General features: G+C 65.5%; 9 protein-coding genes. 4 read left to right on the plus strand and 5 right to left on the minus strand.

Going from position 1 to position 11331, the window contains the following annotated elements; all coding sequences use genetic code 11:
- Positions 1 to 103 precede the first annotated feature (103 nt).
- Together GWG67_RS00935 and GWG67_RS00940 are read right to left on the minus strand one after the other, a co-directional pair.
- The gene (locus GWG67_RS00935; protein WP_007592230.1) at positions 104 to 790 is read right to left on the minus strand and encodes an RlmE family RNA methyltransferase; all 687 of its coding nucleotides are present in this window, start codon (positions 788 to 790) and stop codon (positions 104 to 106) included.
- 1 nt (position 791) lies between these two features.
- Positions 792 to 1859, minus strand: coding sequence for a Ppx/GppA phosphatase family protein (locus GWG67_RS00940; protein WP_275167299.1), 1068 nt, complete (start codon positions 1857 to 1859; stop codon positions 792 to 794).
- A 211-nt stretch (positions 1860 to 2070) separates the two neighbouring features.
- Between GWG67_RS00940 and GWG67_RS00945 the strand changes: the two genes are divergently transcribed.
- A complete protein-coding gene (locus GWG67_RS00945; protein ID WP_275167300.1) occupies positions 2071 to 4443 on the plus strand; it encodes a xanthine dehydrogenase family protein molybdopterin-binding subunit in 2373 nt (790 codons plus the stop codon).
- Positions 4444 to 4568: 125 nt separating this feature from the next.
- Here GWG67_RS00945 and GWG67_RS00950 read toward each other — a convergent pair whose 3' ends face one another.
- Positions 4569 to 5369, minus strand: coding sequence for a hypothetical protein (locus GWG67_RS00950; RefSeq protein WP_275167301.1), 801 nt, complete (start codon positions 5367 to 5369; stop codon positions 4569 to 4571).
- A gap of 141 nt (positions 5370 to 5510) precedes the next feature.
- Between GWG67_RS00950 and GWG67_RS00955 the strand changes: the two genes are divergently transcribed.
- The 3 genes from GWG67_RS00955 to GWG67_RS00965 all read left to right on the plus strand — a co-directional run bounded on the left by GWG67_RS00955 (position 5511) and on the right by GWG67_RS00965 (position 8966).
- On the plus strand, positions 5511 to 6008 hold the full coding sequence (locus GWG67_RS00955) for a YaiI/YqxD family protein (RefSeq protein ID WP_007609125.1): 498 nt from the start codon (positions 5511 to 5513) through the stop codon (positions 6006 to 6008).
- A gap of 8 nt (positions 6009 to 6016) precedes the next feature.
- Positions 6017 to 7822 carry an ABC-F family ATP-binding cassette domain-containing protein gene (locus GWG67_RS00960; protein ID WP_275167302.1) on the plus strand — a complete coding sequence of 602 codons (1806 nt, stop codon included), beginning with the start codon at positions 6017 to 6019 and terminating at the stop codon, positions 7820 to 7822.
- A gap of 64 nt (positions 7823 to 7886) precedes the next feature.
- Positions 7887 to 8966 carry a D-TA family PLP-dependent enzyme gene (locus GWG67_RS00965; RefSeq protein ID WP_275167303.1) on the plus strand — a complete coding sequence of 360 codons (1080 nt, stop codon included), beginning with the start codon at positions 7887 to 7889 and terminating at the stop codon, positions 8964 to 8966.
- A gap of 69 nt (positions 8967 to 9035) precedes the next feature.
- Here the strand turns inward: GWG67_RS00965 and GWG67_RS00970 are convergent, their stop codons facing one another.
- Entirely contained in the window at positions 9036 to 10262 is a 1227-nt protein-coding gene (locus GWG67_RS00970; RefSeq protein WP_275167797.1) for a TIGR03862 family flavoprotein, read from the minus strand.
- Positions 10259 to 11176 (minus strand): SDR family NAD(P)-dependent oxidoreductase, encoded by a 918-nt coding sequence (locus GWG67_RS00975; RefSeq protein ID WP_275167304.1) that lies wholly within the window; start codon positions 11174 to 11176, stop codon positions 10259 to 10261. Before GWG67_RS00975 ends, GWG67_RS00970 begins: the two co-directional genes overlap by 4 nt.
- Positions 11177 to 11331 lie beyond the last annotated feature (155 nt).

Below are 11331 nucleotides of genomic sequence, written 5' to 3' on the forward strand. Positions count from 1 at the left end.
CCAACTCGTCATTTCGAGCGAAGCGAAGCAATCCAGAATCCCTCCGCGGAGACAGTCTGGATTGCTTCGTCGCAAGAGCTCCTCGCAATGACGGAGTTTGTTGCTATTCCGTCGCCCCGCCCCGAAACCCCGTCGCCAGCACGTAGCGCTCCGAGGAATCCGCACGGCTTGCGGCCGGCTTGACGTGACGCACCGTCGCGAAATCGCGCTTGAGCTGGGCGAGCAGCTCGGCGTCGGCCCCGCTCTGGAACGCCTTGGCGAGGAAGGTCCCGCCCGGCTTCAGCACATCGCAGGCGAACGCCGCAGCGGTCTCGATCAGGCCGACGATGCGAAGCTGGTCGGTCTTGCGATGACCGGTGGTGTTGGCAGCCATATCGGACATCACGATGTCGGCGCCGCCATCGAGCATGGCCTTGAGCTTGTCCGGCGCGTCATTGTCCATGAAGTCGAGCTGTGCGAACTCTACCCCGGCAATCTCGGGGATTTCCAGCAGGTCGATCGCGATGACCTTCCCCTTGCCGTCGACCGAGCCGACGCGCTTGGCGGCGATCTGGCTCCAGCCGCCCGGCGCCGCGCCGAGATCGACAACCGCCATGCCGTGCTTGAGCAGCCGGTATTTGTCGTCGATCTCGAGCAACTTGAACGCGGCGCGCGAGCGATAGCCCAGCGCCTTCGCCTTCACCACATAGGGATCGTTGAGCTGCCGCTCCAGCCACAGCTTGGACGACAATTTGCGCTTGCCGTGGGTCTTGACCTGGACGTGCAAGCGGCCGGTGGTGTCCTTGGCCATCTCACCAGCTCCTGAGCGCGCCGTCTTCGCGCATCATCTCGACCAGCATGCCTTCGCGCAGGCCCCGGTCGGCGACGCGCAGGCGTGGCAGCGGAAAGGCGCGGCGGATCGCGTCGAGGATGGCGCAGCCGGCCAGGACGAGATCGGCGCGCTCGATGCTGATGCAGCTGTTGCCGGCGCGCTCCTCGTAGCTCATGCCGAGCAGCTTGTTGATGGTCGCGGTGACGTCGGTATCGTTCATCCAGACGCTGTCGATCCGGCGGCGGTCGTAGCGGGCGAGGTTGAGATGGATGCCGGCGAGGGTCGTCACAGTGCCTGACGTGCCGAGCAGATGCATGTCGGCGAGATCGCCGCCATGCTGTTCGGCGAACGGCTTGATGTGGTGGGCGACCTCGCGCTCCATCGCGGCGTAGATGTCCGGTGTCACGTCGCGCCCGCCGAACTGCTCGGCAAGGGTGACCACACCGAACGGAATCGACATCCAGGCTATGATGCGCGGCTCCGGATTTGCGGCGTCGCGCTCGATCCGCACCAGCTCGGTCGAGCCGCCGCCGATGTCGAACAGGATCGCGCCGCGGCCCCTGGGATCGACCAGCGGCGAGCAGCCGAGCACGGCGAGCGCCGCCTCGGTTTCGCGGTCGATCACCTCGAGCTCGATCCCGGTCTCCGCCGCGACGCGGCTGCGAAAGCCTTCGGCGTTCGAGGCGGCGCGGCAGGCTTCGGTGGCGATCAGCCGCAGCCGCCGCGCTTTGCGCAGATTGATCTTGTCGCGGCAAATGCCGAGCGCCACGATGGCGCGCTCGATCGCGGCCTCGCTGATGCACCCCGTTGCCGAGACGCCCTCGCCGAGCCGGATGATGCGCGAAAAAGAATCGACCACGCGAAAGCCGTCGTGGGTCGGACAGGCGATCAGGAGCCTGCAATTGTTGGTGCCGAGGTCGAGCGCCGCGTAGACGCCGGTTCCCGGCGCTTGCGCGCCGACGGCCGGTTCAGTGGCGAACGCCGCCGCCATCGACCCCAGCTCACCGTGCGGCGCAAGGCCGTCGCGGAGCCGCGTGTGGTCATTCATACAAACTGTCTTTCCGCGGCCGGTTGGGCCGATCTGGAATTGCTTTTTCGCCTGAAACATTAGCAGCGCGCCAATCCTGCGCAACAACGCATCACATGGGACCATGCCCATTCGTGCGTTGTCGTGAACGGGCCGGTAGGTTATTTTTGAAGGGTCCGGTCCCCCAGGCGCCCCCCAAACCGCGCAATTGCCGGCTTTTCAGGTCCATTCCATGCAAGAACACACCAAATCCTCCACGCTCGAAAACGCGATTGCACTGCAAAAATATGGCGTCGGGCAGCCGGTCCGCCGCAAGGAGGACGATACCCTGGTGCGCGGCAAGGGCCGCTACACCGACGATTTCAACCTGCCCGGCCAGGCCCATGCCATGATCGTCCGCTCGACCCATGCCCACGGCGTCATTCGCGGCATCAACATCGATGCCGCCAGGGCGATGCCGGGCGTGCTGGGGGTCTGGACCGGCAAAGACCTCGATGCGGCCGGCTACGGCCCCTTCACCTGCGGCCTGCCGCTGAAGAGCCGTGACGGCTCTCCCCTGCTCCAGACCAACCGCCAGCCGCTCGCAACCGACAAGGTCCGCTTCGTCGGCGATCCCGTCGCCTTCGTGGTGGCAGAGACGCTGGCCCAGGCGCGCGACGCGGCCGAGGCGGTCGAACTCGATATCGATCCGTTGCCGGCGGCGACCGATCCCGAGCAAGCCGCAAAACCCGGCGCCCCGCAACTCTACGACCACATCCCGAACAATGTCGCGCTCGACTACCACTACGGCGACATCGAGAAGGTCAATGCGGCCTTCGCCAGCGCCGCTCACGTGACCAAGGTCGACATCGAGAACACCCGCGTCGCAGTTGTCTCGATGGAGCCGCGCGTGGGGCTCGCCTCCTTCGACAAGAAGACCGAGCGTTACACACTTCAGGTGCCAACGCAGGGGGTGGCGGGTAACCGCGCCAATCTCGCCAAAAACCTGAAAGTGCCGACCGAGAACGTGCGTATTCTCACCGCGAACGTCGGCGGTTCGTTCGGCATGAAGAACATCAACTACCCCGAATACATGTGCATCCTGTACGCGGCCAAGGAATTGGCACGGCCGGTGAAATGGCTGGACGAACGCTCGACCAGCTTTCTCTCCGACAGCCACGGCCGCGCGCAGAGGATCCATGCCGAACTGGCGCTCGACCCCGAGGGCCATTTCCTCGCGGCAAAGCTCGAAGGCTACGGCAATCTCGGCGCCTACATCACCGGCGTTGCGCCCGGCCCGCTTTCGCTCAACACTGGCAAGAATTTTTCCAGCGTCTACCGTACTCCGCTGATGGCGGTGGACATCAAGGTGGTGCTGACCAACACCACGTTGATGGGCGCCTATCGCGGCGCCGGCCGGCCCGAGGCCAACTACTACATGGAACGGCTGATCGACCGCGCCGCCGACGAGATGGGCATCAACCGCCTGACCTTGCGCAAGCGCAACTTCATCAAGCAGAACCAGATGCCGTTCGCCGCGTCCTCCGGCGTCACCTATGACAGCGGCGACTTCCAGGCTGTCTTCAACAAGGCGCTCGAAATCTCCGATCACGAGAATTTCGCCAAGCGCAAGAAGGAGAGCAAGAAGTCCGGCAAGCTGCGCGGCATCGCCGTCGGCTCCTATCTGGAGGTGACCGCACCTCCCGGCGTCGAACTCGGCAAGATCGTGTTCGATCCCGATGGCTCGGTGCAGCTCATCACCGGTACGCTCGATTACGGCCAGGGCCACGCATCCGCATTCGCGCAGGTGCTCTGCCAGCAGCTCGGGGTGCCCTTCGACAGCGTCAAGCTGGTACAGGGCGATAGCGATATCGTCCACACCGGCAATGGCACCGGCGGCTCGCGCTCGATCACTGCGACCGGCATGGCGATCGTGGGCGCCGCCAAGCTCGTGATCGAAAAGGGCAAGCGCGCCGCAGCGCACATGCTGGAGGCATCGGAGGCCGACATCGAATTCGAAGGCGGCAACTTTACGATCGCCGGCACCGACCGCAGCATCGACATCATGGAACTCGCCAAGCGCCTGCACGACGGCAAGGCGCCGGAGGGCGTGCCCGACAGCCTCGACGTCGATCACACCAGCGAACCGGTGCCGTCGGCCTTCCCGAACGGCTGCCATGTCGCCGAGGTCGAGATCGACCCTGAGACCGGCGTGGTTCAGATCGTGCGCTACAGCGCGGTCAACGATTTCGGCACGGTGATCAATCCGCTGCTGGTCGCGGGCCAACTCCATGGCGGCGTCGTCCAGGGGATCGGCCAGGCTCTCATGGAGCACGTTCGCTACGACGAGAGCGGCCAGCCGATCACGGGCTCGCTGATGGACTACGCTCTGCCGCGCGCCGAGGACGTTCCGAACATGACGGTCGGCGACCACCCGGTACCGGCCACGACCAATCCGCTCGGCAGCAAGGGCTGCGGCGAAGCCGGCTGCGCCGGCAGCCTGTCGACAGTGGTGAACGCGGTGATCGACGCGCTCTCCGACTACGGCATCAAGCACATCGACATGCCGCTGACCCCGGAACGTGTGTGGCGCGCGATCCAGGATGCGAAGGGGAAAGCGGCGTAAGTCACGCTCTCTCCTTCGTCATGGCCGGGCTTGACCCGGCCATCCACGCCGTGAGGCATCAAGAACGTGGCTGCCCGGGACAAGCCCGGGCATGACGGTGTTGTGGCGATGTGCCTTTTGCGCGCCTACGCCGCCGCCTGCTCGCGCGGCTGGTAGATCGCGGTGTGCTGGCAGTGCGCCAGCGGTGTCGTGCCGTTGGCGACCACCAGCGCATCGAGCTCGACGAAGCGGTGGCCCTTCTTCTCGTAGTTCGCAGTGACTTTGGCCCGCGCGGTGATCTCGTCACCGGCGCGTGCGGCTGACAGCAATTGCATGCGGCTGCCGACATGGATCCACGGGCCGAGGATCGTGTTGTCCACCAGCACGCGGTTCATGACGCGCTGGATCAGGCCGGGGTGGCCGAGCCCCTCGCGCGTGAAGATCGGATCGGCCTCGCGGATGTCGGCGAGATAGTCCGCCGCATCCTGCCCGGCCCAGCGGCGCGGCGTCGTGCCCAGCCATTTTCCGGTCTCGAAGGTTGCCGGGTTGACCGGTTTGCGCTCGGCAACCGCGGGGACCTCAACGTAGTCGCTCAACGACACCGCAGTCGCAGTCGCCGGCAGCGACGCCGTCCCCGTCGCGCAGAGCTCGGTGCGGCTGAACACCTCGATCGTGAGCAGGCCGTTGTGCTCGGTCGCATCGACGTCTGCGATCTCGCCGTCATAGACCGGCTTGATGAAACGGGCCTCGATTAGCCCACGCGACAGGAAATCGCGGCCCCAACGCGCCACCGGCACATGCATCATGTAGGCGAAGACGTCGACGCCGGGGACCAGCCCGCCGGAGAACCCGAAGCGGCGCGCCACATTGTCGTCATGCATCTTGTTTTCGGATTGCTTGGCCGTGTTGTAGGCCTCGACGCGATAGGTTTCGAGTCGGTTCGGCATGGCTTGGCTTTCCCCAAATTCTTGTTGTTTCGGGCCGATCGTAGGCCCTGAGGAACCGGGGTCAATCCCCTCGCCTTTGCGGCCCGAATGGGGTACCACGCGGCTGCTGCGGAACCGCTTCGCAAGCCCCATCTACGGACCATGACGAACCCTCAAAACACCACCCGCATCTATGTCGACGCCGACGCCTGTCCGGTGAAGGACGAGATCTATCGCGTCGCCGGCAGGCACGGCCTGCCCGTGAGCGTGGTCGCGGGCAATTTCATCCGCGTGCCCCAGGATCCGCTGATCGAGCGGGTCGCCGCGGGTGCCGGCATGGACGCAGCCGATGACTGGATCGCGGAACGCGCCGGGCCCGGCGATATCGTCATTACCTCGGATATTCCGCTCGCGAGCCGCTGCGTGAAGGCCGGCGCCGATGTGATCGCGTCCAACGGCAAGGCGTTCACCGAGGAATCGATCGGGATGACGCTTGCGGTCCGCAACCTGATGACCGATTTGCGCTCGGCCGGCGAAGTCACCGGCGGGCCGAAATCGTATTCGCCGCGCGACCGCTCGACGTTTCTGTCGACGCTCGACCAGACCATCCGCCGCATCCAGCGCCGCCGCGCCGACCAGGCCGCAACAAGACAGGACTGAGACACCGCATGGCGCCACCGCTGATTCAACTGCGCGATATCAAGCTGACCTTCGGCGGCACACCGCTGCTGGCGGGCGTCGAGCTGTCGGTTTCGACCGGCGAGCGCGTCTGCCTGATCGGCCGCAACGGTTCCGGCAAATCGACGCTGCTCAAGATCGCCGCCGGCCTGGTCGAACCGGATGGCGGCAGCCGTTTCGTGCAGCCCGGCGCCACCATCCGTTACCTGCCGCAGGAGCCGGATTTTTCCGGTTTCTCCACTACGCTTGCCTATGTCGAGGCCGGCCTCAATGCCGGCGACGACCACTATCAGGCGCGCTATCTGGTCGAGCAGCTCGGTCTCAGCGGCGAAGAAGATCCGGCGCATGTCTCCGGTGGCGAAGCGCGCCGCGCCGCGCTGGCGCGCGTGCTGGCGCCCTCGCCCGATATCCTGCTGCTGGACGAGCCGACCAACCATCTGGATCTTCCGACCATCGAATGGCTGGAGGGCGAACTGGAGAGCCGCCGCTGCGCGCTGGTGATCATCAGCCACGATCGGCGCTTCCTGGGCAATCTCTCGCGCAGCACCGCCTGGCTCGACCGCGGGCAGATCCGGCAGATCGACCGCGGCTTCAGTGCCTTCGAGGCCTGGCGCGATGAGGTCCTCGCGGAGGAAGAGCGCGACCAGCACAAGCTCGACCGCAAGATCGTCAACGAAGAGCACTGGTTGCGCTACGGCGTCTCGGGCCGCCGCAAGCGCAACGTCAAGCGGCTCGGCAATCTCCACGCACTACGCGACCAGCGCCGCACCCATCGCGGCGCGACGGGCAACGCCAACCTCGCGGCTGCCGAAGCCGACAAATCCGGCAAGCTCGTCATCGAGGCCAAGAATATCAGCCGGTCCTATGGCGAGCGAAAGATCGTCGACGGCTTCTCGATCCGCGTCCAGCGCGGCGACCGCATCGGCATCGTCGGCCCGAACGGCGCCGGCAAGACCACGCTGATCGAGATGCTGACCGGCGGCAGCGCACCGGACAGCGGCAGCATACGGCTCGGTGCCAACATCGAGATGGCGACGCTCGACCAGCATCGTGAAAGTCTCGATCCGAAGACGACGCTGGCCGAAGCGCTCACCGGCGGCCGCGGCGACCATGTCATGGTCGGCGGCAAGCCGAAGCATGTCGTCAGCTACATGAAGGACTTCCTGTTCGCCCAGGAACAGATGCGCACGCCGCTGGAGGTACTGTCGGGCGGTGAACGCGGCCGGCTGATGCTGGCGCGCGCGCTGGCGAAGCCCTCCAACCTCCTGGTACTGGACGAGCCGACCAACGACCTCGACCTCGAGACCCTCGACGTCCTCGAGGAAATGCTCAGCGACTACGAGGGCACCGTGATCCTGATCAGCCACGATCGCGATTTTCTCGACCGCGTAGTGACGTCCGTGATCGTCCCCGAGGGCAATGGACGCTGGCTCGAATATGCCGGCGGCTATACCGACATGCTGGCCCAGCGCGGCGCCGACGTGAAGCGCGCGACAGCGAAGGCCGTCGAAGAGACGAGAGAACAGCGATCAGCCGCGCCTTCCGGCGTCGCGAGACGACGGCTGACCTTCAACGAACAACACGCGCTGGAGACGCTGCCCAAGACCATCGCCAAGCTGCAGGCCGAGATCGCCAAGCAGCAGCGCTTCCTTGACGACCCCGATCTCTTCCGCAAGGATCGCAAGCGCTTCGATCAGGCCTCCGACGCCCTGACGAAGGCGCAAAAGGAATTGGCCGAGGCCGAAAACAAATGGCTGGAGCTCGAAGTGCGGCGCGAAGAGATTGAACAGGCCTAGCGTGCATTTCGCAAAAGTGGGCACCGCTTTTGCAAACAGATTGCGCGCCAACTCAGAGACTTCCATGACAACGACCCTTGCCGCCAAGATCGCCCGCGAATACGGCACGCCCTGCGCCGTCATCGACATGGACAAGGTCGAGCGCAACATCGCCAGGATTCAGAAGGCTTGCGACGACGCTGGGATCGCCAACCGTCCTCACATCAAGACGCACAAGAACCCGACGATCGCCAAGATGCAGATCGCGGCCGGTGCCAAGGGCATCACCTGCCAGAAGCTCGGTGAAGCCGAGATCATGGCCAATGCCGGTGTCGACGACATTCTGATCAGCTACAATTTGCTCGGCGATGAGAAGATGGCGCGCTTAGGGGCGCTGCAGGCAAAGGCCAACATGACCGTCGCCGCTGACAATTCGACCGTCGTTGCCGGCCTGCCCAAGGCCGCCGCGGCCTCAGGCCGATCGCTGTCGGTCGTGGTCGAATGCGATACCGGCCGCAAGCGCGCCGGCGTTGAGACCCCCGCCGAAGCAATCGCGTTGGCGCAGGAGATTGCTGCATCCAAGGGGCTCGAGTTTGCCGGCTTCATGATGTATCCGACCGAGACTGGCTGGGCGGATGCGCAAAAATTCTACGACGAAGCTCTCGCTGGCGTGCGCGCGCACGGGCTGGATGCAAAAATCGTCTCGACCGGCGGAACGCCGAATCTGAAGAATCTCGGCAAGCTCAAGGGTGGCACCGAGCACCGCTTCGGCACCTATATCTACAACGACCGCATGCAGGTCGCCGCCGGCTCCGCCACCTGGGACGATTGCGCGCTGCACATCTATTCGACCGTGGTCAGCCGCGCCGCGCCTGAGCGCGGCATCCTCGACGCCGGCTCGAAGACGCTGACGACGGACACAGGCGGCCTCGATGGCCACGGCCTGATCCTGGAGCACCCCGAAGCCAAGATCGCGCGCTTTGCCGAGGAGCACGGCTTCCTCGACCTCTCCCGCAGCAACACCCGGCCTAACGTCGGCGACGTTGTCCGCATCGTGCCCAATCATGTCTGCGTCGTCGTCAACATGATGGACGAAGTCGTGATGGTGCGCGGCGAGGAGATCATCGGCACGCTGCCGGTGGCGGCACGGGGGAAGCTGCGGTAGGGCTCCGTGGGATGAGTAGAGCGCAGCGAAACCCATCGAGCCTACCTGAATGATGGGTTTCGCTGCGCTCTACCCATCCTCCAGGGCGAGCCGTCGCAACACACTCCTGCCCGCCACAGCCCCCGTCGCAAACGAAGCCTGGAGCAAATAGCCACCGGTCGGCGCCTCCCAGTCCAGCATCTCACCGGCTGCGAACACGCCCGGCAGCTTGCGGATCATGAAGTCGGTGTCGAGCTCGTCGAACGAAATCCCGCCGGCGCTGGAGATCGCGCGCGCGATCGGCGCGACGCCCATGAGCTTGACCGGCACGGCGTTGATGAGCTCCGCCAATTGTTCAGCCGACATTGCCGACAACGAGTGGCCAGCACCGATGGCGGCTTCCTGCAACAGCCCGCCCGCGACCGGAGACAGCTGCGCAGCCTTGCGCAGGAAGTTGGAGAATGATTGCTTGCCGCGCGGGACGGATAGGCGCTTGACGAGCTCGCCATGATCGACATCCGGGCGCAAGGCGACGTGCAGGACCGCTTCGCCGTTCGCCGCGATGGCGTCGCGCAGTTCGGCCGACAACGCATAGATCGCCCCGCCCTCGATCCCGGTGCTTGTGATCATGGCCTCACCACGCGCGCGGTGCGGACTGAAGGACAGCGTAATACCCTTGAGCGGCTCGCCTTCGAAGCGCGTGCGGAAGATTTCGGACCATGTGACGGTGAAGCCGCAGTTCGCCGGCCGCAGCGGCGAGATCGCAATGCCTTTGTCCGCCAGGATCGCGGTCCAACTGCCATCGGAGCCTAGTCGCGGCCAGCTTGCGCCGCCGAGCGCAAGCACCGTAGCGTCCGCGGCGACGGTGGCGCCGCCGCCGGGTGCGCCAAAGACCAGTCGTCCCTCCCCGTCCCAGCCAATCCAGCGCTGGCGAAAGGCAAAGCGCACGCCGGCAGCATCGAGGCGTCGCAGCCAGGCCCGCAGCAAGGGCGAGGCCTTGAACGCTTTCGGAAACACACGGCCGCTGGAGCCGACAAAAGTCGGCTCGCCCAGCGCCTCGCTCCAGGCGCGCAGCGCGTCGGGCGGATAGGCGTCGATCGCCGCTGTTAGCTTCGGCGCCGCCTCACGATAGCGCGCCAAAAACTGCGGCAGCGGCTCGCTGTGGGTGAGATTGAGTCCGCCGCGGCCGGCCATCAGGAATTTGCGGCCTGCGGACGGCATCGCGTCGTAGACGGTGACGCGAGCACCGCCCTGCACGAGCACCTCCGCCGCCATCAGCCCGGCAGGGCCGGCGCCGATGACGGCGACGGCTGTCAGAGTTTAACTCCGGCACGCGCCGCCGCCTGCGCCACATACTTCTGCGTCTGCTCGAAAGCCCCCTGCAGCGCCTTCGCCTTCGACATGTCGCTGATCTCGGCGAAATGCGCCGCGATCGCGTCCGGGGTCCACTCGGACTCCGGCAGGTTGATGCCTTCGCTCTCGACGATCTTGATCACCGCGAACGAGCCGGCACCGGCGCCCATGATGGTGCGGGTCGGCGCGTCCTCGCTCAGCATGTACTCGACCGCGGGCGTGATCGCGTTCGGCTTCATCAACTGCAGCGCCTGCGGCGGCAGCAGCTCTTCCGTCATGCGGGTTGCCGCAGTTGGCGAGATGATGTTGACGCGGATGTCGGACTTGCGGCCCTCCTCCGCCAGCACGTTCATCAGGCCAACCATGCCGGACTTGGCCGCTCCATAATTGGCTTGGCCGAAATTGCCGTAGAGGCCGGAGGACGACGTCGTCAGCACGATACGGCCGTAGTTGCGATCGCGCATGCCGGCCCAGGCCGCCTTGCAGCAATAGAAGGTGCCGACGAGGTGTACGTCGAGCACCTTCTGAAAATCGGCCGCTTCCATCTTGCCGAACGACTTGTCGCGCAAAATGCCGGCATTGGCACACAAGAGGTCCACGCTGCCCCACTCCTTGGTGGCGCGCTCGACCATCGCGGTGACTTGCTCGAAATTGGAGACGTCGGCGCCGTCGGCCATCGCGGTGCCGCCGGCCTTGCGGATCTCCTCGACGACGGTCTCCGCAGGCGACAGCGAGCCGCCAGTGCCGTCGCGCGCGCCGCCGAAATCGTTGACCACGACTTTGGCGCCGCGGCTGGCCAATCCCAGCGCATGCGCCTTGCCGAGACCATTGCCCGCACCGGTGACGATGGCGACGCGCCCGTCGAACCTGATTGCCATTGTGCTTCCTTGTGCTGTCTTCCCTTCTCCCCTTGCGGGAGAAGGTGGCATAGGCGGCCAACGGCCGCCGTTCCTAGTTAAAACGCCAACGCGTAGCGTTGGCTACGGCGCCGGATGAGGGGTCTGTCTCGGCAGATGAGCGTGTGGAGAGATAC

This window comes from Bradyrhizobium sp. CSS354, assembly GCF_029051725.1.
In the GTDB taxonomy this organism is placed as follows: domain Bacteria; phylum Pseudomonadota; class Alphaproteobacteria; order Rhizobiales; family Xanthobacteraceae; genus Bradyrhizobium.

Bases quoted from the DNA above. Each gene is read 5' to 3' on its own strand.
- GWG67_RS00960 (WP_275167302.1), top strand. From the start codon at position 6,017: ATGGCGCCACCGCTGATTCAACTGCGCGATATCAAGCTGACCTTCGGC.
- GWG67_RS00940 (WP_275167299.1), bottom strand. From the start codon at position 1,859: ATGAATGACCACACGCGGCTCCGCGACGGCCTTGCGCCGCACGGTGAG.
- GWG67_RS00965 (WP_275167303.1), top strand. From the start codon at position 7,887: ATGACAACGACCCTTGCCGCCAAGATCGCCCGCGAATACGGCACGCCC.
- GWG67_RS00975 (WP_275167304.1), bottom strand. From the start codon at position 11,176: ATGGCAATCAGGTTCGACGGGCGCGTCGCCATCGTCACCGGTGCGGGC.
- GWG67_RS00935 (WP_007592230.1), bottom strand. From the start codon at position 790: ATGGCCAAGGACACCACCGGCCGCTTGCACGTCCAGGTCAAGACCCAC.
- GWG67_RS00955 (WP_007609125.1), top strand. From the start codon at position 5,511: ATGACGAACCCTCAAAACACCACCCGCATCTATGTCGACGCCGACGCC.
- GWG67_RS00945 (WP_275167300.1), top strand. From the start codon at position 2,071: ATGCAAGAACACACCAAATCCTCCACGCTCGAAAACGCGATTGCACTG.
- GWG67_RS00950 (WP_275167301.1), bottom strand. From the start codon at position 5,369: ATGCCGAACCGACTCGAAACCTATCGCGTCGAGGCCTACAACACGGCC.